At 64.7% G+C, this 23,734-nt stretch carries 23 protein-coding genes; 18 read left to right on the forward strand and 5 right to left on the reverse strand.

All coding sequences use genetic code 11. The features are described 5' to 3' along the window. Positions 1 to 153: 153 nt before the first annotated feature. The 3 genes from CK230_RS07710 to CK230_RS07720 all read left to right on the forward strand — a co-directional run bounded on the left by CK230_RS07710 (position 154) and on the right by CK230_RS07720 (position 1,931). Positions 154 to 849 carry a 50S ribosomal protein L21 gene (locus CK230_RS07710; protein ID WP_095816965.1) on the forward strand — a complete coding sequence of 232 codons (696 nt, stop codon included), beginning with the start codon at positions 154 to 156 and terminating at the stop codon, positions 847 to 849. 99 nt (positions 850 to 948) lie between these two features. Further along, a complete protein-coding gene (gene rpmA / locus CK230_RS07715; protein WP_095767205.1) occupies positions 949 to 1,218 on the forward strand; it encodes a 50S ribosomal protein L27 in 270 nt (89 codons plus the stop codon). A 125-nt stretch (positions 1,219 to 1,343) separates the two neighbouring features. Further along, entirely contained in the window at positions 1,344 to 1,931 is a 588-nt protein-coding gene (locus tag CK230_RS07720) for a GNAT family protein (protein ID WP_095816609.1), read from the forward strand. A 185-nt stretch (positions 1,932 to 2,116) separates the two neighbouring features. On the opposite strand, the gene CK230_RS07725 is transcribed toward CK230_RS07720, so the two are convergent. After that, positions 2,117 to 2,980 carry an endonuclease/exonuclease/phosphatase family protein gene (locus CK230_RS07725; RefSeq protein WP_095816610.1) on the reverse strand — a complete coding sequence of 288 codons (864 nt, stop codon included), beginning with the start codon at positions 2,978 to 2,980 and terminating at the stop codon, positions 2,117 to 2,119. A 152-nt stretch (positions 2,981 to 3,132) separates the two neighbouring features. Between CK230_RS07725 and obgE the strand changes: the two genes are divergently transcribed. The 6 genes from obgE to CK230_RS07755 all read left to right on the forward strand — a co-directional run bounded on the left by obgE (position 3,133) and on the right by CK230_RS07755 (position 9,533). Beyond that, positions 3,133 to 4,167 (forward strand): GTPase ObgE, encoded by a 1,035-nt coding sequence (obgE, locus tag CK230_RS07730; RefSeq protein ID WP_095816611.1) that lies wholly within the window; start codon positions 3,133 to 3,135, stop codon positions 4,165 to 4,167. Next, a complete protein-coding gene (proB, locus tag CK230_RS07735; RefSeq protein WP_095816612.1) occupies positions 4,164 to 5,303 on the forward strand; it encodes a glutamate 5-kinase in 1,140 nt (379 codons plus the stop codon). The genes obgE and proB overlap by 4 nt, the downstream gene beginning before the upstream one ends. Positions 5,304 to 5,334: 31 nt before the next feature. Continuing rightward, positions 5,335 to 6,621 (forward strand): glutamate-5-semialdehyde dehydrogenase, encoded by a 1,287-nt coding sequence (locus CK230_RS07740; RefSeq protein ID WP_095816966.1) that lies wholly within the window; start codon positions 5,335 to 5,337, stop codon positions 6,619 to 6,621. A gap of 330 nt (positions 6,622 to 6,951) precedes the next feature. Continuing rightward, on the forward strand, positions 6,952 to 7,539 hold the full coding sequence (locus CK230_RS07745; protein WP_095816613.1) for a nicotinate-nucleotide adenylyltransferase: 588 nt from the start codon (positions 6,952 to 6,954) through the stop codon (positions 7,537 to 7,539). 214 nt (positions 7,540 to 7,753) lie between these two features. Further along, positions 7,754 to 9,046, forward strand: coding sequence for an MFS transporter (locus CK230_RS07750; RefSeq protein WP_095816614.1), 1,293 nt, complete (start codon positions 7,754 to 7,756; stop codon positions 9,044 to 9,046). A gap of 70 nt (positions 9,047 to 9,116) precedes the next feature. Continuing rightward, positions 9,117 to 9,533, forward strand: a complete 417-nt coding sequence (locus tag CK230_RS07755; RefSeq protein WP_095816615.1) for a RidA family protein — start codon at positions 9,117 to 9,119, stop codon at positions 9,531 to 9,533. A gap of 24 nt (positions 9,534 to 9,557) precedes the next feature. On the opposite strand, the gene CK230_RS07760 is transcribed toward CK230_RS07755, so the two are convergent. Next, positions 9,558 to 10,409 (reverse strand): mechanosensitive ion channel domain-containing protein, encoded by an 852-nt coding sequence (locus CK230_RS07760; RefSeq protein ID WP_095816616.1) that lies wholly within the window; start codon positions 10,407 to 10,409, stop codon positions 9,558 to 9,560. A 243-nt stretch (positions 10,410 to 10,652) separates the two neighbouring features. On the opposite strand from CK230_RS07760, the gene rsfS reads away from it, so the two are divergent. From rsfS to CK230_RS07805, 8 genes are all read left to right on the forward strand, one after another. After that, on the forward strand, positions 10,653 to 11,030 hold the full coding sequence (gene rsfS / locus CK230_RS07765; protein ID WP_042645668.1) for a ribosome silencing factor: 378 nt from the start codon (positions 10,653 to 10,655) through the stop codon (positions 11,028 to 11,030). Between the two features lie 62 nt (positions 11,031 to 11,092). Then, complete coding sequence (gene rlmH, locus CK230_RS07770; protein ID WP_095816617.1) at positions 11,093 to 11,575, forward strand: 23S rRNA (pseudouridine(1915)-N(3))-methyltransferase RlmH; 483 nt, start codon at positions 11,093 to 11,095, stop codon at positions 11,573 to 11,575. 144 nt (positions 11,576 to 11,719) lie between these two features. Then, positions 11,720 to 13,054: a murein hydrolase activator EnvC gene (locus CK230_RS07775; RefSeq protein WP_095816618.1), complete on the forward strand. Its 1,335-nt coding sequence runs from the start codon at positions 11,720 to 11,722 to the stop codon at positions 13,052 to 13,054. Position 13,055: 1 nt separating this feature from the next. Next, complete coding sequence (locus CK230_RS07780; protein WP_176480047.1) at positions 13,056 to 14,387, forward strand: S41 family peptidase; 1,332 nt, start codon at positions 13,056 to 13,058, stop codon at positions 14,385 to 14,387. A 204-nt stretch (positions 14,388 to 14,591) separates the two neighbouring features. Then, positions 14,592 to 15,782, forward strand: a complete 1,191-nt coding sequence (locus CK230_RS07785; RefSeq protein ID WP_095816619.1) for a divergent polysaccharide deacetylase family protein — start codon at positions 14,592 to 14,594, stop codon at positions 15,780 to 15,782. Between the two features lie 187 nt (positions 15,783 to 15,969). Next, complete coding sequence (locus CK230_RS07790) at positions 15,970 to 16,485, forward strand: RNA pyrophosphohydrolase (protein WP_095816620.1); 516 nt, start codon at positions 15,970 to 15,972, stop codon at positions 16,483 to 16,485. A 389-nt stretch (positions 16,486 to 16,874) separates the two neighbouring features. Beyond that, the gene (alr, locus tag CK230_RS07800) at positions 16,875 to 18,023 is read left to right on the forward strand and encodes an alanine racemase (protein WP_095816621.1); all 1,149 of its coding nucleotides are present in this window, start codon (positions 16,875 to 16,877) and stop codon (positions 18,021 to 18,023) included. Between the two features lie 88 nt (positions 18,024 to 18,111). Next, positions 18,112 to 19,374, forward strand: a complete 1,263-nt coding sequence (locus CK230_RS07805) for a D-amino acid dehydrogenase (RefSeq protein WP_095816622.1) — start codon at positions 18,112 to 18,114, stop codon at positions 19,372 to 19,374. A gap of 66 nt (positions 19,375 to 19,440) precedes the next feature. Here the strand turns inward: CK230_RS07805 and CK230_RS07810 are convergent, their stop codons facing one another. Together CK230_RS07810 and CK230_RS07815 are read right to left on the reverse strand one after the other, a co-directional pair. Continuing rightward, on the reverse strand, positions 19,441 to 21,603 hold the full coding sequence (locus CK230_RS07810) for a phosphatidylserine/phosphatidylglycerophosphate/cardiolipin synthase family protein (RefSeq protein ID WP_095816623.1): 2,163 nt from the start codon (positions 21,601 to 21,603) through the stop codon (positions 19,441 to 19,443). Then, positions 21,600 to 22,040, reverse strand: a complete 441-nt coding sequence (locus CK230_RS07815; protein WP_095816624.1) for a hypothetical protein — start codon at positions 22,038 to 22,040, stop codon at positions 21,600 to 21,602. Before CK230_RS07815 ends, CK230_RS07810 begins: the two co-directional genes overlap by 4 nt. A 195-nt stretch (positions 22,041 to 22,235) precedes the next feature. Here CK230_RS07815 and CK230_RS07820 point away from each other — a divergent pair, with 195 nt between their 5' ends. Beyond that, positions 22,236 to 22,814 carry a hypothetical protein gene (locus CK230_RS07820; protein ID WP_245429852.1) on the forward strand — a complete coding sequence of 193 codons (579 nt, stop codon included), beginning with the start codon at positions 22,236 to 22,238 and terminating at the stop codon, positions 22,812 to 22,814. Positions 22,815 to 22,836: 22 nt separating this feature from the next. Here the strand turns inward: CK230_RS07820 and CK230_RS07825 are convergent, their stop codons facing one another. Further along, a complete protein-coding gene (locus CK230_RS07825) occupies positions 22,837 to 23,718 on the reverse strand; it encodes a LysR family transcriptional regulator (RefSeq protein WP_095816625.1) in 882 nt (293 codons plus the stop codon). Between the last annotated feature and the right edge of the window lie 16 nt (positions 23,719 to 23,734).

Here is a 23,734-nt window from a genome sequence, read left to right on the forward strand (position 1 = left end):
TTGACTCCAACGCAACCTTCGGTTAGGGACAGCCCGCATTCGGCGTGGAGGCTCTTCCGCGCCGCTTGTTTTTTGAACCCGCAGACTGACAAAAAGACGGCCGAACCGCCCGAGGCGGTTCATCGAGGCCGACCGAACAGCGAAAGGCAAAAAATGTTCGCAGTCATCAAAACGGGCGGCAAGCAGTATCGCGTCGCCGCCAACGATCTCTTGAAGATCGAGAAAGTCGAAGCCAAGGTCGGCGATATCGTCGAGATCGGCACTGTGCTCGCGCATGGCGAGGGCGAGAACGTCACCTTCGGCGCGCCGTTCGTCGATGGCGCTCTGGTCACGGCGGAAGTCGTCGAGCAGGGCAAGAACCGCACGGTCATCGCTTTCAAGAAGCGTCGCCGCCAGAATTCGCGCCGCAAGATCGGCCATCGCCAGCTTTTGACCACCGTCCGGATCGCCGAGATCCTGCTGGGTGGCGCCAAGCCGTCGAAGAAGGCGGCCGCGAAGCCGGAAGCCAAGGCAGAGGCCAAGGCTGAAGTCGCCGCCGAGGCGAAGGCCGAGGTGGCTGCGAAGGAGCCGAAGGCCAAGAAGGAAACCAAGGCAGAGGCCGCTTCCGGTGAAGAAGCCAAGGCCGCGCCGCTGTTCAAGGCGCCGAAGGGCGAGCCGGACGACCTGACCGTGATCAAGGGCATCGGCCCGGTCGCGGCGAAGGACCTCGCCGAGCAGGGCATCATCACCTTCGCGCAGCTCGCCAAGCTCAGCGACAAGGATGTCGCCAAGATCGACGAGCACATGCCGTTCAGCGCCGACCAGATCAAGGACTGGCGCGAGCAGGCCAAGGAACTGGCGAAGAAGTAATTTTTCCGGCGATGATCGTCGCCGGTACAGACTTGAAACGGAACGCGAACGCGTTCATAAGACCATTCAAGCGCCTCAGGGCGCATCGGAGTTAGTCAAATGGCACACAAGAAAGCTGGCGGTTCGTCGCGCAATGGTCGCGATTCGCACTCCAAGCGTCTGGGCGTGAAGAAGTTCGGCGGCGAAGCCGTCATCGCCGGCAACATCATCATTCGTCAGCGCGGCACGCAATGGCATCCGGGCACCAATGTTGGCATGGGCACGGACCACACCCTCTTTGCGCTCGAAGCCGGCGCAGTCACCTTCAACAAGAAAGCCAACGGCCGAACCTACGTATCGGTGAACCCGATTACCAAAGCAGCGGAGTAGCCGGTTCCGCACCATAACACCGGCGCCCATCTCGGGAACCGGTGTCTGGCCAGGCCAGGAAAAGGATCAGGAGAGATGGGCTTGCCCTCTCTCCTTTTTCATTTTTCTTGCCCTGGAGGACTAAAATGGTTGCCGAAGCGGAAGATACCGAAGACGAAAGTTACGCGATCGATTGCCCGGTGCTTGCCACCGAGCGGCTGGTCATGCGCGCCCCGCGCGAGAGCGATCTCGAGCAACTCGTCACGCTTGCCGACAACCGACATGTCGCCGAAATGCTGGCCCGCATGCCGCATCCCTATGGCGAGACCGAGGGCCGCACCTTCCTTGCCATGGCGGCGTCGCGCCGCGCCGGCATCGTCTATGCCCTAACGCTCAAGGACACCGGCACCTTCGTCGGCTGCGCGGGCTTGAACACCACCGATCGCGGGCTGGAGCTCGGTTACTGGATCGGCGAGCCCTATTGGAAGCGCGGCTACGCGACGGAGGCGGCGCATGCGCTCGTCGACCTCGCTTTCCAGAGGACGACGATCCAGGTGCTGCATGCCTCGACCCGGGTGATCAATCCGGCCTCGCGGCGGGTCATCCACAAATGCGGCTTCCAGTATGCCGGCCAGGGCATGCTGAACTCGATCGTCGCCGGCCAGGTGCCGGTCGAGCGCTATCGGCTCGACAGGAAGACGTGGAACAGTCTTCGCAACTGGATCCACTATTGATCGGTGCTTCGGAAGGTTGAGCGGCGCCCCCTCACCCGGATTGCCAACCGAATTGCGAAGGGCAATTCGGGGCAATCCGACCTCTCCCCAGGGGGAGAGGAGCAGGTGAGCGCCGGCGCCAACCTCTTCTCCCCTCTGGGAGAAGGTGGCCGCGAAGCGGCCGGATGAGGGGGAGTCCGGAGCCGTCAGCTTAGCTCGGCCCAGAGCGGCAGATGATCCGACCCGCCCGCTTGCCGGTCGGACCAGAGGCGCTGCAGCGATCTGGCGAGCGAGGCGCTGGTGAAGATGTAGTCGATGCATTTGTAGCGGCTTTTGTCGGCGGGGCGGTCGGGATCGACCCAGGTGACGAGGTCGGCGACCGCCAGACGCTGGGCGACGTCGACGGCGAGATCGGCGGTCAGCGGCATGCCGAACTCATGATCCGGTCGGCCGGCCAGTTCGACATATTCGGGCGAGCCCGGCAGCATGTTGAAGTCGCCCATGACGATGAAGGCTTCCGGGTAGGGCAAGTCCGGCAGGCCGATCTCGGGAATGCCCGACAGGCCGCCGCCTTCCAGCGCATAGTTCAGAAGGCGCTGGCGCAGGAAACGGATCTGACCCTGGCGCTCGACCGGGCTGCGGTGGTCGAGATGGGTGGAATAGAAGCGGATGAAGCCGAGCGGCGTCTCGATCAGCGCCTCCAGTGCGCCGCGCTGGAAGTTCATGGTCTCGAGGCTGCGGCTGCGCGGCAGAAGGAGATTGCGCGACAGATGAATTGGCGTCTTCGACAGCACCATGTTGCCGAGCTGGAAAGAGGTCGAGACGGCGCGGCCGTTCTCCAGCCGCGAGCCGATATTGACCTCGAAATTGCTGCCATAGGCGGCGAAATAGTCGGGCAGCGCCTCGCTGATCTCGGCCACCATGTCGCGACCGCCGTTGCGCGGGTTGTTGCGGGTCACTTCCTGCAGCGCGACGACATCGGCGCCGCGAACCGCGTCGGCGATGCGGCCGACATCGTATTTGCCGTCAAGGCCGATGCCGTACTGGATGTTGTAGGTGACGACCTTCATTTCCGCGCCCCTCCAGTCACGTCCCCGCAACAGTGCTACCGCGTCCCCGGCCAAAGGGCATCCGGCGCTTTAGTCGCAAATCGGCCTCGCCCTTGACCTCGCCTTGGTTTAGAGCAATCCCGCAAGCGCAATAGCAGAAACTCGAAAATCCGATGAAATTCCTCGATCAGGCCAAGGTTTACATCCGTTCCGGCGACGGCGGCGCTGGTTCGGTGTCGTTCCGGCGCGAAAAGTTCATCGAGTTCGGCGGTCCGGATGGCGGCGACGGCGGCCGCGGCGGCGATGTCTGGGCGGAAGCGGTCGACGGGCTGAACACGCTGATCGACTATCGCTATCAGCAGCATTTCAAGGCCAAGACCGGCATGCATGGCATGGGCCGCAACATGACCGGCGCCAAGGGCGCCGACATCACACTGAAAGTGCCGGCCGGCACCCAGATATTCGCCGAGGACAATGAGACGCTGATCTGCGACCTGACCGTGGTCGGCCAGCGCTTCCTGCTCGCTAAGGGCGGCAATGGCGGCTTCGGCAACCAGCATTTCAAGACCTCGACCAACCAGGCGCCGCGCCGCGCCAATCCCGGCCTGCCCGGCGAGGAGCTGAGCATCTGGCTGAGATTGAAGCTGATCGCGGATGCCGGCCTCGTCGGTCAGCCCAATGCCGGCAAGTCGACCTTCCTTGCCGCCGTCACCGCCGCCAAGCCGAAGATAGCCGATTATCCGTTCACGACGCTCTATCCGGGCCTCGGCGTCGCCCGCATCGACGGCCGTGAATTCGTGCTCGCCGACATTCCCGGCCTGATCGAGGGCGCGCATGAGGGCGTCGGCATCGGCGACCGCTTCCTTGGCCATGTCGAGCGCACGCGCGTGCTGCTGCATCTGGTCTCCGCGCAGGAGGAAAATCCCGGCAAGGCCTACAAGACGGTGCGCGCCGAGCTCGAGGCCTATGGCCATGGCTTGGCGGAGAAAGCCGAGATCGTCGCGCTGAGCCAGGTCGACATCCTCGACCCGGACGCCCGCAAGAAGAAGGCGGCCTCGCTGAAGCGCGCCGCCGGCCGCGCGCCGCTGCTTCTGTCGGCCGTCACCGGCGAAGGCGTCGAGGCGGTGCTGCGCGCGCTGATGGCGGTGGTGGCCGAGGCCCGCGACGCCGTGCCCGCTCCTGTCGAGACGCGCTGGCAAAACCCATGAAATCGCTGAAATCATACCGGCGCATCACCGTGAAGATCGGCTCCGCGCTGCTCGTCGACCGGACGACGGGCTTGAAGCGCGACTGGCTGACCTCGCTTGCCGACGACATTGCGGTGCTCGCCAATGCCGGCGCGGAAGTGCTGGTCGTGTCGTCCGGCGCCATCGCGCTCGGCCGCACCGTCCTTGGCCTCGGCAAACGCGCGCTGAAGCTCGAGGAGAGCCAGGCCGCCGCCGCCGTCGGCCAGATCGCGCTCGCGGGCGCCTGGTCGGACGCGCTCGGCAAGGACGGGCTGAAATCCGGCCAGATCCTCTTGACGCTTGGCGACACCGAGGAACGTCGCCGCTATCTCAACGCGCGTGCGACGATCTCGACCTTGCTCAAAATGAAGGCGGTGCCGGTCATCAACGAGAACGACACGGTGGCGACCTCGGAAATCCGCTATGGCGACAATGACCGGCTGGCGGCGCGGGTGGCGACGATGATGGGCGCTGATCTGCTTGTGCTGCTCTCCGACATCGACGGGCTCTACACGGCGCCGCCGGCCAAGGATCCGGGGGCCAAATTCATTCCGGTGGTGGATCGCATCACGCCCGACATCGAGGCGATGGCGGGGGCGGCGGCCTCGGAGCTGTCGCGCGGCGGCATGCGGACAAAACTCGACGCGGGCAAGATCGCCAATGCCGGCGGCACAGCGATGATCATCACTTCGGGCACCAGGCTCTCGCCGTTGATGGCGATCGAGCGCGGCGAGCGCGCGACCTTCTTCAAGCCGAGCGCCAATCCGGTGAAGGGTTACAAGACCTGGATCGCCGGTCAGCTCGAACCCGCTGGCCGGCTCACGGTCGATGCCGGCGCCATCGGCGCGCTTAAATCGGGAAAGTCGCTGCTGCCGGCGGGCGTAAAACTGGTCAGCGGCAATTTCTCGCGCGGCGACACGGTGGCGATCCTGTCGCCGGAGGGACGCGAGATCGCGCGCGGGCTTGTTGCCTATGATGCCGCCGATGCCGTAAGGATCGCGGGTCTGAAGACGGCCGAGATCGAAAACGTGCTCGGCTACGAGGCGCGTTCCGCGATGATCCATCGCGACGACCTTGTGGTAAGCGTCGCCGGCGACCACGTATTGGCCGACGACTAGTATTGACCGACGACCTAGGCGGAGGATGACCATGCTGAAGCTGCATGAAGAATCCAGCGAAGACACGATTGCGCTGATGGCCGATATCGGCCGCAACGCCCGTGCAGCCGCCCGACCGCTTGCCGTCGCTTCCACCAAGGCCAAGAACGCCGCGCTTGTCGCCACGGCCGATGCCATCCTGCGCAACGAGCAGGCGATCCTCGAGGCCAATGCCATCGACATGTCGAATGGCGAGGAGGCGGGTTTGTCCGGTTCCTTCATGGACCGGTTGAAACTCAACCCTTCGCGCATCAAGGCGATGGCCGAGGGCATTCGCGAGATCGCCGCGCTCAAGGATCCGGTCGGCGATGTGATTGCCGAATGGGACCGGCCGAACGGGCTGCATATCGAGCGCGTGCGCACGCCGCTCGGCGTCATCGGCGTCATCTATGAGAGCCGCCCGAATGTGACGGCGGATGCCGGCGCGCTTTGTCTCAAGGCCGGCAATCCGGTGATTTTGCGCGGCGGCTCGGATTCGCTCAATTCGTCGGCCGCGATCCATGCCTGCATGGTCGAAGGGCTGAAAGCCGCCGGCCTGCCGCAGGATGCCATCCAGCTGGTGCCGACCACCGACCGCGCCGCCGTTGGCGAGATGCTGAAAGGCTTGAGCGGCAATCTCGATGTCATCATCCCGCGCGGCGGCAAAAGCCTGGTCGGGCGCGTGCAGACCGAGGCTCGGGTGCCGGTCTTCGCGCATCTGGAAGGCATCTGCCATCTCTATGTCGACCGTTCGGCCGATCTCGACATGGCGGTGAAGATCGCGGTCAACGCCAAGATGCGGCGCACGGGCGTGTGCGGCGCGGCCGAAACCTTGCTGGTCGACCGGGCGGTTGCTGCCACGCATCTGGTGCCGATCCTCGAGGCGCTGCGCGCCGCCAGCTGCGAGATACATGCCGACCAAGAGGTGCTGCGGGCTTTCTCCGAAGCCAGCCTGGCGACCGACGCCGACTGGGTGACGGAATATCTCGATGCCATCATCGCGGTGAAGCTGGTCGACGGCGTGGCCGGCGCGATCGAGCATATCGAGACCTTCTCATCGCACCATACCGAAGCGATCATTGCCGAGGACGCGCAGGCGGTCGAAAAATTCTTCAACGAGATCGACTCGGCGATCCTGCTGCACAACGCCTCGACACAGTTCGCCGATGGCGGCGAGTTCGGCATGGGCGCCGAGATCGGCATTGCCACCGGCAAGATGCATGCGCGCGGACCGGTCGGCGTCGAGCAGCTCACCTCGTTCAAGTACCGCGTGCGCGGGTCGGGACAGGTGAGGCCTTGAAGCTGTTTGCCTCAAGGGGTTGAAGCTTGCGCCCAGGCCCCCCTCTCTGGCCTGCCGGGTGCGGCCCTTCGCTGTCGCTCCGGGCGTTCGTCGTTCGGAAAGCCGAGCAATTGGCTTTCCGTCCGCTGCGCGGACCACTCCTCGCCCCCCTCAAGGCGGGAGATCAGCGGTTGCGCCGACGGCGCCCAATCTTGAACTTCGGCGATTGGCGAAAGGCAAGGCCACGTCCAATCTCCCCCCTTGAGGGGGAGATGCCCGGCAGGGCAGAGAGGGGGGCCTAGCACCGTGCTTTTCCTTCCCGAACCCGCCGTTCCTTCGCGCTATCTCCGCATGCCCCACGCCGCAAGGGGCCTGACCGTCGGCCTGTTCGGCGGCTCATTCAATCCGCCGCATGCCGGACATGCGCTGGTCGCCGAGATCGCGCTGAGGCGTCTAGCACTCGACCAGCTGTGGTGGATGGTGACGCCGGGCAATCCGCTGAAAAGTGTGCGCGAACTGGCGCCACTGGCTGAGCGGATCGAGCTGTCTGACAAGATCGCCAAGAACCCGAAGATCAAGGTCACAGCGTTCGAGGCGGTGCATCATATTCGCTATACGGCCGATACGCTGGCGCTGATCAAGGCACGCAACCCTGGCGTCGATTTCGTCTGGATCATGGGCGCGGACTCCTTGCGCGATTTCCACCGCTGGCAGCGCTGGCGCGAGATCGTGCTGACCTTCCCGATCGCGGTCATAGATCGTCCGGGCTCGACGTTGTCCTTCCTGTCGTCGGTGGTCGCCAAGACATTCGACTATGCCCGCATCGACGAGGGCGACGCGCCGCTGCTTGCCCGCATGCGGGCGCCGGCCTGGACCTTCATCCACGGGCCGCGGTCGTCGCTGTCGTCCACCGCGATCCGCAAGGCGGCGAGGGGCTGAGCGCCCTCCGTCTCCCCTTGTGAGAGAAGGTGTCGCCGAAGGCGACGGATGAGGGGTGCTCCAGGGAAAGCCAGCATCTCACTCTGCTGGAACACCCCTCATCCGTCTCGGTGCTGCGCGCCGATCCACCTTCTCCCACAAGGGGAGAAGGGAAGTTCGGCCATGTCGCTTTTACGGCGGCTTTTCCTACTCCGATCAGCGAAGCTGTGCCGGCATGCTGGAGAAGAACCCCACCAAGACCGACGCCAGCCGCGCCGAACAATCGGCGCCGCTGATCGCCATTGCCAGCGTCATCGTGTCGATGGCGCTGATCGCGATCGGCAATGGGCTGATGTTCGCCTATATACCGGTGCGGCTCGGCGCCGACGGCTTCGACCCGACTTGGGCCGGGCTGATCGTCACCGGGCTTTCGGCCGGCGGGCTGGCCGGCTGCATCCTGACCGGGCCTCTGGTGCGGCGCGTCGGCCACGCTCGCGCCTTCATGGTGCTTTCGGCGCTGATCGCGCTTTCCAACGCCGCGATCGGCGCCGGGCCGATCCCGCTCTTGTGGATCGCCGCGCGGGCCCTCTACGGTTTTGCAATTTGCGGGCTGTTCATCGTTGCGCAAAGCTGGCTGAACGACGCCCTGCCGAATTCGATCCGCGGTCGGGTGATGGCGGTGTTTTACGTCGCCTATATCGCCGGGCTGGGCGTGGGTTATGCCACGCTCGCCGCCGTCGACATCCACACGGCCGCGGCGGCGTTGATCGGCATCACCTTCACGGCGCTCTCCATCCTGCCGGTCGGCATGACCAGGCTTGCGCAGCCGCCGGCGCCGCAGGCCGCGTCGGTGGCGCTGCGCCGAGCCTGGCGCATCTCGCCCGTCGGCGTCGCCGGCATGCTCGCTGTCGGCGGCCTGTCGATGATCGTTTCCGGCTTCGCGCCGATCCACGCCACCGCCAAGGGCTACAGCCAGGCGGATGTGGCGCTGCTGTTGTCGGCCATGCCGGTCGGCACGCTGATCCTGCAGATCCCGCTTGGCTGGATTTCGGACCGCACCGACCGGCGCTACGTGCTGGCGGGCGCGGCGGCGCTCGCGACCGTCGCCAGCGTGCTTGCCATCGTCTTCGACGGCGGCGCGCTGATGGCGCTGGTGGTGATCTATCTGATCTGGGACGGGGCGTCGGAATCGATCTACGCGCTGTCCAGCGCGCATGCCGCCGACCGCGCCGCCAAGGACGAGCTTCTGGCGCTGTCGAGCTCGATGCTGTTCGCCTGGTCGCTGGCCGGCTTCATCGTGCCCGGCATCGTCACGGCGCTTTCCGCCGTCTTCGGCACCGGCACCTTCATCTATGTCGGCATCGTGATTGCATCGACCTTCTGCCTGTTCGTGCTGTGGCGTGTGACGGCGGGCCGGCCGACACCCGCAGCCACAAGCGGCAGTTTCGCGCCGATGTCGGCGCAGACGCCGCTGCCGGTGGAGCTTGCCTTCGCGCCGGACGAGACGACACGGCACGCGAAAGACTGACAATCCGCTGGATGTTCGCCTCGGAGGTTGATGGCCTCGCGAGATTTCGCGGCAACACAGGAGAACCGAGATGGCGAGAAGCTACAATCCTCCAACTGTGTGGAAGCCGTTTGGCGCGTTCTCCATGGTGAAAATCCATGAAGGCGGGCAGCTCGTTCATCTGAAGGGCCAAGTTTCGCTCGACAGGGAGGGACGGTTGGTCGGCAAGGGCGACATGCGGGCTCAGGTCCGCCAAACGCTCGAAAACATCAAGGCTGTGCTCGCGGCCATCGGTGGAGAGATGGCCGATATCGTGTCGCTGACCCAATATGCAACCGATATCGAGCAGTTCATGGCGGCTGGAGATATCCGCAAAGAATTCTTTTTTGAACCCTATCCGGTGACGACAACCGTTCAGATCATGCGGCTTTATCATCCGGACTTGCAGATCGAGATCACGGCAATAGCCGAGATACCTCGAAATCGGTTCAGAATGCCGGAAGATTGAAATCGCCGCGGCAACGATCCCCCGCTACTGCTTGCGCGCCTCCGGCACCGGCGCTTCGGGCGGCGGCAGCGGGATCGAGATGCCTTCGCTGTCGAAAGCCTGCTTGGCGCGCTTGGTCATGTCGATCTGGGTCGAGAAATAGTCGGCGGCCGATGTCCAGTAGCGCAAGGTGAGCGAAACGGTTGCGTCGCCGAGACTCGCGATGAAGGCGATCGGAGGCGGTTCGCGCCGGATGCGCCTTTCGGCGCCGGCGATGGCAAGCAGCGTCTTCTGCCCGCGGTCGATGTCGTTCCAGGAGCCGATGCTCAAGGTCACGTCTGTGCGGCGCACGCCGTTGCGGGTGAAGTTGCGGACCGGCTGGTTCCACAGCGTCGAGTTGGGCGCCAATATGTAGACGCCTTCGGCGGTGCGCAGCTTGGTGGCGAAGAGGCCGATTTCCTCGATCGTGCCGGCAATCGAGCCGACCTCGACATTTTCGCCGATCCGGAAGGGCCTCAGCGCCAGAAGCATGATGCCGGCGGCGATGTTCTGCAGCGTGCCCTGCAATGCCAGCCCGATGGCCAGGCCGGCAGCGCCGATCGCGGCGATGATGGAGGCCGTCTGCACGCCGAACTGGCCAAGCACCATGATGACGACGAGGATCAGGATGGCGTAGCGCACGACCTGTGAGAAGAAATGCCGCAAGGTCTCGTCGAAGCCATGGATATGGCCGAGGCCGGCATAGATCGAGCGCTCGGCAAGCCCGGCGACCAGATAGCCGACAACCAAAAGGATCACGGCGCCGACGGCCGAGAACGAGTAGGAAACGATTAGTGTAGAGAGCTGCGCGAGCCCGGCCTGGATCGTGATAAGGGCGCTTTGCGGGTCGGTTGGCATGGCGGGGATCCCGTTGGTCGGTGCGCCGATAACCCCCGCATCCGGGATCAGTTCCCCCTTTTTAGGCACTCCTAAAACAGCGATCCGGACCGAGGCGCGGCCAGGCAAAAGGGGCCGTCGTCTTGAAACTGCAATGGAACTCTGCCTATCTAAGTGGTGTCACCTGATTTGCATGGTGATTTGGTTGTTCTTGTTGGGAAAGGAAACACACTGAGAACAGCACTGCGGAAGAAGGCTGATATCATGCCTTCGCCGGCCGGGATCAGCGGCAACGCCGCCGCGACCCTCGCCATCGACACAGTCCTTGCCAGTCTGGAAGACTCCAAGGCCGAAAACATCGTCTCAATCGACATCCAGGGAAAATCGAGCCTCGGCGACTATATGGTCATCGCCTCGGGCCGATCGCACCGTCATGTCTCGGCTGTCGCCGATCATCTCCTCAAGGCGCTGAAAGATGCCGGTCTCGGCAATGCGCGCGTCGAGGGGCTGGCCAGCGCCGACTGGGTCCTGATCGATTCGGGCGACATCATCGTCCATGTCTTCCGCCCCGAAGTCCGCGAATTCTACAATCTCGAAAAGATGTGGCAGGCGCCGGACCTCGAGGAAGAGACCTTGCACTGAGCCTTGATCCGCGTGCCGTGAGCCATCACGGTATGCGCTGAAACAAGCTCGCCGGGGCGAGGATGAAGATCACCGTTCATGCCGTGGGCCGGATGAAGACCGGCCCCGAGAGAGAACTCGCCGACCGCTATTTCGAGCGCTTCGCCAAGAGCGGGCCCGCGGTCGGGCTGGAGTTTGCCGGCATCGTCGAGGTCCCCGAGAGCCGCGGACAGAGCGCCGACGAGCGCCGCCGCGAGGAAGCCCAGAAGCTGCAGGCCCAGTTGCAGGCTGGCACCGTTCTCATCCTGCTCGACGAACGCGGCAAATCGCTTTCGTCGGAAGACCTGGCCGCGCGTATCGGCCAGTTGCGCGACGCCGGCCGCAAGGCGCTGGTCGTCGCCATCGGCGGCGCAGACGGCCATGACAAGGCCTTGCGCGAGCAGGCCGACCTGGTGCTGTCGTTCGGCGCGCTGACCTGGCCGCACCAGCTGGTACGCGTGATGCTGGGCGAGCAGCTCTACCGGATCGCTACCATCCTGGCGGGTCATCCCTATCATCGGTCGTGAATGGCGCCTGCCATCTCCAAAAGCTGGGGATTGCTTATCCCGGCTCGGATTTTCGCCTCAAAGGCTGAACATCACTGCTGGAGTAGGGCGCTTCCAACATGGTTGATGGTTCGTTAACGAAGCGGCGGGTAGGTTGGAGACCTGATGTCTGAAGGCTGGTACCCGATCATGCGCACCTGGCGCAGCCGCTGCGGCTTAACCCTTGTCGCCGCCGTGGTTGCGCTCGGGCCGGTCCGGGCGGCCGAGAACACGCTCGACGCGGCGCCGGATCCCGATCAGAGCCGGGCCGAATACGAGCAGGTTTCCAAGGAGATCACGCTCTCGTCGGAGCGGCTGGCCAAGCTCGCAGCCGACATCGCTTCGGTGCGCAAGGATTATGCCTCGATCACCGCGGCGCTCATCCAGTCGGCGATGACCGAGCAGAAGCTGGGCCAGGACATCGAGGACATAGGCGCCAAGCTCGAAGGGCTGAAGGACGAGGAACAGAAGCTGCGCGCTTCGCTCATGGCGCGGCGCGACGTGCTGGCCGAAGTGTTGGGGGCGCTGCAGCGCATGGGGCTCAATCCGCCGCCGGCGATCCTGGTCAAGCCCGAGGACGCGCTGTCGTCGGTGCGCAGCGCCATCCTGCTCGGCGCGGTGGTGCCGGAACTGCGCCAGCAGACCGACCGGCTGATGGCCGATCTCAAGGAGCAGACCAGGGTGACGGCCTCGATCGAGGCTGAACGGGCGAGGCTCGCCACCGCCGTCACCGACCAGACGGCGGAAAAGAAGCGGCTCACCATGTTGCTCGAGGCCAAGAAGAAGCTGCAGGCCGATACCCAAACGGCGATCGCGGCCGAGCAGCGGCACTCGCAGGAGCTGGCCGCAAAGGCGAGCAGCCTCAAGGACCTGATCGCCTCGCTCGAAGCCGACAAGGCGCGCAAGGCGCAGGACCAAGCCAAGGCAGGCGAACGGAAATCGACCGACAGCGACATGACGGCCTCGACGACCGAGCTCGCCGCGATACCGGTGCCGGAGGCCAACCGCCTTGCGGGATCGGCACCGTTTTCAGCCTTGCAAGGCCAGATCGCACTGCCGGTTATCGGCAAGATCAAACGCCGTTTCGGCACCGACGACGGCAGTGGCGCGGCGATGCAGGGCGACATGGTTGCGACACAATCGGGGGCCATCGTCACCGCGCCGGCGGATGGAAACGTGCTTTATGCGGGGCCGTTTCGCTCCTATGGTCAACTCTTGATCCTCAATGCGGGCGATGGGTATCATGTCGTTCTGGCGGGGATGAGCAGAATCAGCGTCGCGACCGGACAGTCGGTGCTCGCAGGAGAGCCGATCGGCGCGATGGGAGAGGCCCGGGTGGCTAGCACCTCGGCCTCGCGGAATGAAAATTCGGCGTCGGAACTCTATGTCGAGTTCCGCAAGGATGGAAAACCCGTCGATCCTGCCCCATGGTGGGCGGACCGATTCTCTGGAAGGACGTGAAATGATGCGGAAACTGTCGCTTCTGTTTGCCGGCGCGCTAATGGGCGCATCGGCAATGAGCCTGGTCTACGGCACACCGGGCTCGGCGGCGAACGCTGCGGGTTCGGAAACCTACAAGCAGCTGGCGATCTTCGGCGACATCTTCGAGCGCGTGCGCGCGAACTATGTGACGCCGCCGGACGACAAGTCGCTGGTCGAGAACGCCATCAACGGCATGTTGGCCTCGCTTGATCCGCATTCCTCCTACATGAATGCCGAGCAGGCGCAGGACATGCGCGTGCAGACCAAGGGCGAGTTCGGCGGCCTCGGCATCGAGGTCACCATGGAAAACGACCTCGTCAAGGTGATCACGCCGATCGACGACACGCCGGCCGCCAAGGCGGGCGTGCTTGCCGGCGACTACATCGCCAAGATCGACGGCGAGGAGGTTCGCGGCCTGACCCTCAACGACGCGGTCGAGAAGATGCGCGGGCCGGTCAACACGCCGATCAAGCTCACTATCCTGCGCCAGGGCGCCGACAAGCCGATCGAGCTGACGGTGGTGCGCGACATCATCAAGGTCAAGGCGGTGAAGTACCGGGTCGAGAACGACATCGGCTACATGAAGATCACCTCCTTCACCGAAAAGACCTATGACGATCTCGAGAACGCAATCGAGAACATCAAGAAGCAGGTGCCGAACGACAAGCTGAAGGGCTATGTGCTCGACCTGCGCCTCAACCCGGGCGGCCTGCTCGACCAGGCGGTCAGCGTGTCGGATGCTTTCCTCAAGCGCGGCGAGATCGTTTCGACGCGCGGCCGCGATCCGAAGGACGTCACCCGCTTCGACGCCAAGCCGAAGCAAGTCGACGACATCAACGGCAAGCCGATGATCGTGCTGGTCAACGGCGGTTCGGCGAGCGCCTCGGAAATCGTCGCCGGCGCGCTGCAGGATCTGCGCCGCGTCACGGTGGTCGGCACGCAGTCCTTCGGCAAAGGCTCGGTGCAGACCATCATCCCGCTCGGCGAGAATGGCGCGCTCAGGCTGACGACGGCGCTCTATTACACGCCGTCGGGCAAGTCGATCCAGGGCAAGGGCATCACGCCCGACATCAAGGTCGACCAGCCGCTGCCGGCGGATCTGCAGGGCCGCGACCTGACCCGTGGCGAATCCGACCTCAAGGGCCACATCAAGGGCGCCGACGAGAGTTCCACCGGCTCTGGCTCGGCCGCCTATGTGCCGCCGGATCCGAAAGATGATCTGCAGCTGATCTATGCCGAGCAGCTGCTGCGCGGCGAGAAGACCGATCCGGCCTTCCCGCCGAACCCGGACAAGGCCGTGCTGAACCAGTAATGCGGTTCGGTCAGGGCAAGGCTCTGGCCGGCCAAGCGAAGCAATGCAATGCTGCCGGGACCGCGAGGTTCCGGCAGTTTGATTCGGGGACCGAGGCTGGGGCGCCACGCGTCTGGGGTATAGCGCCTGCGATTGTGAAGTTTACGCGAGATGTCACGAGAACGTGACATTCACCCAGGTGGGCGTGCTTCCGGGGAACTTAACTTGGCAGACATCGGCAAGGACATCGAACGTCCGCTCGGACAGACGCTTCGGCCTCAGCGCAAAGCCTCGCGCGGCATCAGTGGCGGTGCGCTTGCCGCGATGGCTGCCGTGCTTGCCGTGATCGGCATTTCCGGCGCGATCGCGCTGCGGGAGAAGCCGTTCCGCAAGCCGGAGGAGGTGGCGGTTTCGACGCCGAAGGTTGTCGCTGCTCCCACCACACCCGCGCCGCCTCCCGCACCGGCTCCAGTTGCCGCGGCGACGCCACAGGCCAGCACGCCGATGAAGAGCGGCGGGCCGCAGATCATCCACGTCCAGACCGAGGAGGTCGACGGGCCGCCGAAGGCGGCGATTGTCATCCGCGATCCGTCGACGCTCGGCCAGAACCTCAAGGTCGCGCATATCCCGGACAGGGCGCTGATCGAGGCCAGCGAGACCGGTCCGCTGCCGATGCGCTCGGCCGACGGCAGGCGGCCCTTCGACGTCTATGCGCGGCCGTGGTCCGGCGCGCGCGGGGCACGGGTGGCAATCGTCATCGGCGGGCTCGCCGTCTCGCAGACCGGCACGCAAGCCGCGATCGCCAAGCTGCCGGCCGAGGTGACGCTGGCCTTCGCGCCGCAGGGCAACAGCATCGGCCGCTGGATGCAGGCGGCCAGGCAGAGCGGACATGAGATCGTCATGCAGGTGCCGCTCGAGCCGTTCGATTATCCGAACGTCAATCCCGGCCGCAACACGCTGACGGTCTCGGCCAGCCCGGACGAAAACCTGAAGAGCCTGCACTGGGCGCTGTCCAGGACCACGAACTATACCGGGGTCATGAACTATATGGGCGCGCGCTTCTCGGCCGACGCCTCGGCGATGCAGCCGTTCATGGCCGAGCTCGGCAAGCGCGGCCTTGCCTATATCGATGACGGCTCGTCCTCGCGCAGCGTCGCGCCTGACCTGGCGTTGAAGGACGGCGTCCCGTTCGTCGCCGGCGACATGGCGATCGATGCCGTGCAGGACCGCGGCGAAATCCTCAAGAAGCTGGACAGCCTGGAAGCCACGGCGCGGGCCAAGGGCTCAGCAGTCGGCATCGGTTCGGCCTTCGACATCACCGTCGACACGGTGACGTCCTGGATCGCCGAAGCCAAGAAGCGCGGCATCGAGATCGTGCCGATCTCGGCGGTGGCCATTGATCCGCAAAAGGGCTAGCCATTGGCCGGTCGCCGAGGCACGACGCTGTAAATGGTGAATAGTGAATAGTGAATAGTACAAGATTTCAGTGTGACGGCGCGGCTTCCGGTGGTCACTTCCATTCACCATTCACCATTCACCATTCACTATTCCGACATCGCGCCGCGAAGCGCTGGACCTCAAGCGAAGCAGGAAAATCCGACCGATGGCTAAAAAGATCGATCCCGAGACGCTGCCCTATCGTCCCTGCGTCGGGCTGATGATCCTCAACAAGGCAGGCCTGGTCTGGGTCGGGCACCGCATCGCCGAGCCGGACAGCGAGTTTGCCGGCACCACGCAGCTTTGGCAGATGCCGCAGGGCGGCATCGACAAGGGCGAAGAGCCGGTCGAGGCCGCGGGCCGAGAGCTCTATGAGGAAACCGGCATGCGCAGCGTGTCGCTGCTTGCCGAGGCGCCGCACTGGATCAACTACGATCTGCCGCCGCATCTGGTCGGCGTCGCCTTCAAGGGCCGTTATCGCGGCCAGACGCAGAAATGGTTCGCCTACCGCTTCGAGGGCGATGAGAGCGAGATCGCGATCAATCCGCCGCCCGGCGGCCACACGGCCGAATTCGACGAATGGGCCTGGCGGCCGATGCGGGAACTGCCCGAGCTGATCGTGCCGTTCAAGCGCAAGGTTTATGAGCAGGTGGTGACGGCATTTCAGCATCTGGCTCGCTAGACGTGGCAGGCGTGCTTCTAACTAAGTTCGGCAAGCGAAGAGGTTGGCACCGTAGTCGAGATCATGCTTTGTTGATGCAGATGCGCTGCAGGCAAAGAGGCAAACATGAACGAGGCGCGGCAAGCGCACTTTAGCGGAGCGTCGGCGCCGCCCCGCATCGCCCTGCCGGGCACTTCTCCCCGCATAGTGACGGGGAGAAGGGGCTGGTCGCAGCCTCCGCGCCGTTCTTGCGACGTTGGTGATTGGCGAAATCGGCAGCGACAGCGCCCCTCTCCCCGTCACTATACGGGTAGAGGATGCCGGCAGGCAGGTGAGGGGCAGCGCTGGCGTCGAGAGGCGCGCGTCTCTGCAACAACTGCAGACCGTCTTTGTTCGAAGCGATTGCCCTGATGAACGACACCAAAGCGCCTTTGCCGCAGACGGTCGCCACCGGCAGCCAGCCGGTCACCCAGGCGGTCGCAGGCGCGATCCTGACCATCGATCTTGGCGCTATCCGGGAAAACTATCGCCGGCTGAAGGTGCGGCTGGGCGGCGTTCGCTGCGCCGGCGTGCTCAAGGCCGACGGCTATGGGCTTGGCGCCGCCCGAGTGGCGGCGGCGCTGGCGAAAGAGGGCTGCGACATCTTTTTCGTCGCGCTGCTCGGCGAGGGCATCGCGCTGCGCAAGGCGGTCGGGCCCGGACCTGACATCTTCGTGCTGAACGGCCTGCCGCCGGGTTCGGAACCTGAAGCCCTGGCGGCCGGACTTTGCGCGGTCATCAACAGCGTTGTGCAGCTGAAGGCCTGGCGCCAGGTCGCGCAGGGCGCAGGCCGGAGCCTGCCCGCCGCCATCCAGGTCGACAGCGGCATGGCCCGGCTCGGCATGGCGCCTGCGGACGTCGAGGCGGTCGCGGGCGAAGCGGGCGCCTTCGACGGCATCGACATCCGTTTCGTGATGAGCCATCTCGCCCGCGCCGACGAGCCCCAACAGGCGGCAAACGAGAAGCAGCGGCGCGAATTCGACCGGTTGCGCAAGATGCTGCCCGCGGCACCCGCCTCCTTGGCCAATTCGTCCGGCATCTTTCTCGGGCCGGCCTACCATTACGACCTCGCCCGTCCCGGAGCAGCGCTTTATGGCGTCAACCCGACGCCCCGCGAACCCAATCCGATGCTGCCGGTCGTGGCGCTGCAGGCCAAGGTGGCGCAGACTCGGCGGGTCGGCGCCGGCACAGGCATCGGCTATGGCCACACCCACCAAGCGGACGGGACGCTCGATCTCGCGACCATCTCGCTGGGCTACGCCGACGGCTGGCACCGGCGCGCTGCTTCCGCCGCCTGGTTCGAGGGCGTGCGGTTGCCCTTCGTCGGGCGCGTTTCGATGGATTCGATCATCCTCGACATTTCGGCGCTTCCGGCAGGTCGGCTCGGCGAAGGCGACCTCGTCGAACTGATCGGTCCCTCGCAAAGCGTCGACGACGCGGCCGGCCACGCCGGCACCATCGGCTACGAGATATTGACCAGCCTCGGCGCGCGCTTTCACCGCCGCTACGTCGGCGCCTGACCACGCCCCTTGGCGCGCGCCGCAAAATCCGGCACACAGATGAAACAGCCAAAGCGCCTCGGCGTGCCCGGCCTTTGAGGGAGATAGAATGAAAGTCATCGTGCTGGGCGGCGGCGTGATTGGGGTCACCACCGCCTACTTCCTCACCGAGGCCGGTCATGAAGTGACCGTTTACGATCGCCAGCCGGGGCCGGCGCTCGAAACCAGCTTCGCCAATGCCGGCGAAGTGTCGCCCGGCTACGCCTCGCCCTGGGCTGGGCCTGGCATCCCGGTCAAAGCGGTCAAATGGCTGTTGATGAAATACGGCCCGCTGGTGGTGCGGCCGGCTTTCGACCCGAATATGTGGACCTGGCTGCTCAAGATGCTGCGCAACTGCACGGCCGAGCGCTACGCGCTCAACAAGTCGCGCATGGTGCCGCTTGCCGAATACAGCCGCGACACGCTGAAGGCGCTGCGCGAATCGACCGGCATCACTTACGACGAGCGTTCCAAAGGCACGCTGCAGCTCTTCCGCAAGCAGAAGCAGCTCGACGGCACCGGCGGCGACGTCGAGGTGTTGAAGAAATACGGCGTGCCCTATGAGATCCTCGACCGGGACGGCTGTATCGCGGCCGAGCCGGCGCTCGCGGCGGTGCGTGATAAGTTCGTCGGCGGCCTCAGGCTTCCGGGCGACGAGACCGGCGACTGCAAGATGTTCACCGACAAGCTCGCCGAACTCTGCGTGGCGCGCGGCGTGACCTTCGAATACGGCTCGACCGTCCGGCGCATCGTGAGGAACCGCAACCGCCTCACCAATGTCCTCACCGATAGCGGATGGAAATCCGCGGACGCCTTCGTGATGGCGATGGGCAGCTATTCGGCGCAATTCATGCGCGAGCTGGGACGGCCGATTCCGGTCTATCCGGTGAAGGGCTATTCGATCACCGTGCCGATCACCAACGCCGGGGCCGCGCCGGTGTCGACCGTCATGGACGAGACCTACAAGGTGGCGATCACCCGGCTCGGCGACCGCATCCGCGTCGGCGGTACGGCGGAGATCTCGGGCTATGATCTTCGCCTGCATGAATCGCGCCGCCGCACGCTCGAACATTCGGTCGGCGATCTTTTCCCCGGCGGCGGCGATCTCAAGGCTGCGAGCTTCTGGTGCGGCCTGCGGCCAATGACGCCGGACGGACCGCCCCTGATCGGCCAGAGCGAGGTGGCCAATCTCTACCTCAACACCGGACATGGCACGCTCGGCTGGACCATGGCCTGCGGCTCGGCGAAGGTGCTGGCCGACATCGTGTCCAACCGGGTGCCCGAGGTGAACGCGCGCGACCTCAGCCCGGATCGCTACCTGAAACCCATCTAAGTGCGCTGATATTCAGGTGGAGGCCGGCCTGCGAATGGCGATCCTGCTCAAGTCGAGCGGCGGCGTTCAGAACGCCTCCCGGACCCAATTGTCGCTGAACAGCAGCCGGTAGGCCCAGCCGATCGTGACATTGGTGGCGACCGGGCGCGAATGGGCGAGGTAATCGTCATAGACCGGCTTCATGCGGCGGTAGAAAGCCGGATCCAGCACGACCATGCCGTTTTCCGAGTCATGGAAGAAGCTGCGGTTGTTGAGGTTGACCGATGAGATGGCGACCAGCCTCTCGTCGATCATCATGATCTTGGAATGCAGCACGACGTCCGGCGCCTTGAACTCGCGGATGTTGATGCGGTCGCCATATCTCTCGACGAACAGCTTGTTGAGCGCGGTAAGGAACCGGCCGCCGATATCGCCCTTGAGGTCGATGCGGCCGACCACGTCGATCTTCACGCCCCTGGCCAATGCCCGGTCGAAGGCCTGGGCGATAGCGGGCGTCAGGTTGAGATAGGGATTGACGATCTCGATGCGATGCTCGGCGGTGTCGATCAGTTCGACGAAATAGGCTTCCAGTGCGTGCCCGTCCTCATAGGGTACGGAAATGAAATGCCGCGCCACGCCGCGCGGGGCAGCTATGGAACGAACCGGAATGGAGAACGGTCGCGACAGATTGGTGTCGGCGTCGCGCAGCCAGATGGTCGACAGATGCGCGGCCAGAGTCTCGACAGTCGCCGGGTCGGCGATCTCGATGTCGAAGTCACTCCAGTTGGAATAGTAGTTCAGCGACAAGCCGTCGGTCTTGCCGTATTGCTCGAGGTCCGGATAGCGGGTCAGGTCGACCGGTCTGTGGAACAGAAAGCCGTCATGGATGTTGCGGCCGCCGATGATGACGCGCGAGCGTCCAGGCTCGTCGGCCAGTGCCGCCAGCATCTTGATGTGGTGGGTCTTGTGCAGCTGCGATATCTGCTCGTCGAACGGCGCGCCGCGATCGGCCTGCCAGCGATATTCCTGCAGTTCGACATTGGGGAATTCGGAGGCCAGCCGGTGCAGCATCGCATCGTCCTTCTCCCGCTCGAGCACGTCGGTCACCAGGATGCGCACCTTGGCGCCAAGTGCTGCGTGATGGCGGATCAGCCGCTCCATCACGCGGCCGGAGAAATCCGCCTTGAATTCCAGCGACGACAGGTAGATCAGCCTAAGTTTCGGCGCGTTGGAGAAATCGAGCGGCAGCTCGGGATCCGCCTTGTCGAAGGCGCTGTCGGGCAACCTCTTGCCGAGCAGCGCCTCGACCTTGGCGTTGAAGCCGTCGCGCGACTTGCGCAGCAGGGTCGCGCTCCTGAGCGGCAGCGCGCAGGTCTGCGACAGCCAGCGGCTGGCATAGAAGACGCGGTCGAGTTCCTCCATCCCCGCGGGATCGGGCACCGGGCAGCGATCGTAGCGGCTGTCGAGCGCCGCGATCCAGGGATCAGCACTCTCCTCGCGCAGCAAGGTCAGCGGCGAGCCGGCCGGCGCCAGGGTGGAGCCGAGGCGTAGATCGCAGCGGGTCAGCGCCTGGTCCGGAAACAGGCTGACGGATGTTTCGGCGACCGGCAGGCTCAAATGGAATGGCGAGGCCGCGGCGACGGTGGTGGACCGGCCCGATGCGCGAATCGCGAGCGGGCCGTTGCAGGTGCCGGCGATGTCGACAGGCTGCTGCCCCGCCTGGCGCAGCACGATCTCGACCGAGCGCGCCTCAAGGCCGGAGAAGCTGAAGGTCTTGGGCGCCGAGGGCCGCGCGGCGGCATCGAGATAGAGCGTCTGGCGGGACATGCGCCAGCGCCCCGCGAAATGGCCTTCGCCCGGCTTGCCTAGCGTTGGCGCAAGTTGCGTGTCGTCGAGCGGTCTGGCCAACCGTTGCAGCGCCGGATAGGTCGTGTGGAAGCCGCCGTTCTGAACATCGCGCCAGTCGCGGCCGAAGCGGCCGGTGCCGTTGGCGCGGTCGAGCGCATCGAGACGGCTCTGGGCGAGCAGCGCCTGGAACTGTTTCTCGTAGGCGCTGTTGCCATCGCTCGCGAAGTAATGGGCCATGGCGATCCCGGCGCCGCTGCTGTCCGCCGAGACGGGCAGGCGACCGCAGGCGTCGTCGCCCGGAAAGAAGGCGCAGGCTGAATGTCCGGGCATGCGCGCGCAGCCGGCCAGCGCCGTCAGCGCCAATCCAAGCAATGCCTTGGCGACGGCAGACCCGAGGCTCATCCGGCTGCCCCGTTCATGGCTTTGAGCTGGGCGGGGTCGCGCGGCGGCAGGAAGCCTTGCGGAAAAATCCTGCAGACCGGAAAAGCGAAGGTGGCGATCAGCAATTCCGCCTCGTTGCGCATCCTGCGCGGTGCCGTCCTGTCGTCACGGACCTTCCGCGCTGAAGCGACCAGCGCGCCGTCGCAGTCGCAATGATTGTGCCTTGCAATGTAGCAGGCATCATGGACCCGGCAGACGGCATCGAGGCGGTCGACAGGCTGTGCCGACAGATCGCCGGTGCGCGTGCCCGGGCCGCAATAATTGCCGAAGACGAAAGGCGAGGGCCGCGACATGGTATAGCGGACCGGCTTCGGCAGTTGTGCTTCCGGAACCTTCGCCCAGGGATTGGCGCAATCCGACAGGAAAAGCAGCGGCAGAATGGCAAGAGCGGCTCGCATTTCTATTCGCGCTAGCTTTCCGAATGACTTCCCCGCCCGAGCGACCTGTGTGGGGCCGCCGGCGGCACGCCCGATGCCACACTGGCTGGTTTTGTGGCAAGGAGAAGGCGGCGTGCAGACCTGGATCATGTTGTTGTAATGTCGGGTTTGATCCGCCTGAGGATGCTTGGTCAGGCACAAGGAGCATAACCACCAATGATGCAGAGTTGCCTTGTCGCTACGGTTGTCGGACTTCTGTTTTGCGCTGCGGGCGCGAATGCCGCTGACAACACGGTCCATGATCAGAATAACTGGGTCTCTTTGACCGTCCCCAAAGAATGGACCAGCGAGCCGCCTTTTGGCTACGCGATGCTGTTGGCTGTTAAATCCGCAGATGATGAAGGCCTTTCCTGCATGGTGTCGGGCTCGCCTTACGATCCGGCAGCAAAGGGTTCGCCGTCCGATCCACGCAAGTTCATCGAGGACTGGTCGATGGGCACCTGGACGAGAATGATGGGCAAATCGTTCAATACGGCTGATTTCAGCAATGACATGCTTGGAAAGTTTCCAGACGGCTATCCTGTGCGCCTTGCTGATCTGGACTTCACGGTTAGCGACCAGAACGACATCCTGCATGGCCATTCCAGGATTGCGTTTTCAGTTCGGGGTGCGCGCTATGGTTATGTCAATTGCTCTCTGATGGCTGCAAGCGCTGAGGAAGTTGCGCAGCGATGGGCACCTTTGGCAGACAAGGTTGAGCGTGTGGTGAATTCGTTCGTTCTCGAACCGCCTTAAATTGCGTGTGGCTTTCCAGAAATCAGCTGAACAGGCCGCGTTCCCGTTCCACCGCCTTGGTGATGAAGTTGGCGACGAGCTGGACGCGGCGCAGCGGCCGCACCGATTCATGATAGACCAGCCAGTAGGCGCGGCGGATCGGCGCGACGATGTCGACGGGCACCAGCTCGGGCATCGAACGGGCGACGAAAGTGTGCAGGATGCCTATGCCGGCGCCAGAGCGCACCGCTTCGGCCTGGCCGAGCGCCGAGGAGATGGCGAAGCTGGTGCGCCATTCGGGGCTGAACTCGGCCGCATAGTCGAGCGACGGGCTGACGATGAGGTCGGGCACATAGCCGATCAGCGTGTGCAGGCCGAGCTCGCTTGGTGCTTTCGGCAGGCCGTTGGCCTCGGCATAGGCGCGTGAGGCGAAGAGGCCGAGCGTGTAGTCGACCAGCTTGCCCGCCACCAGCCGCCCTTCGGTCGGCCGCTCGACGGTAATGGCGATATCGGCCTCTCGGCGCGACAACGAAAAGGAGCGCGGGACCGGCACCAACTGGATGGTTAGCTCGCGGTGCAAAGCGGTCAGCTCGCCCAGCCGCTTGGCCAGGAAAGCGACGCCAAATCCGTCCGGCGCGCCGATGCGCACGGTTCCCGAAACATCGTCACCCTCGCCGGCAATGGTCGAACGTGCGGCGATCATGTCGCCTTCCATGCGCTCGGCTATGTCGAGGAACCGCTCGCCGGCCGGCGTCAGCTCGCTGCCGGTGGTGAGCCGCCTGAACAGTTTTGTGCGCAGCGCCTCTTCCAGCGCAGCGATGCGGCGCGAAACCGTGGCGTGGTTGAGTTCCAGCCGTTTCGCCGCGCCGAGGATCTGGCCGGCGCGCGCCACGGCGAGGAAGATGCGGACGTCATCCCAGTTCATAAAGAATCCCCGACGA

This window comes from Mesorhizobium sp. WSM3859 (assembly GCF_002295065.1).
Classification (GTDB): domain Bacteria; phylum Pseudomonadota; class Alphaproteobacteria; order Rhizobiales; family Rhizobiaceae; genus Mesorhizobium.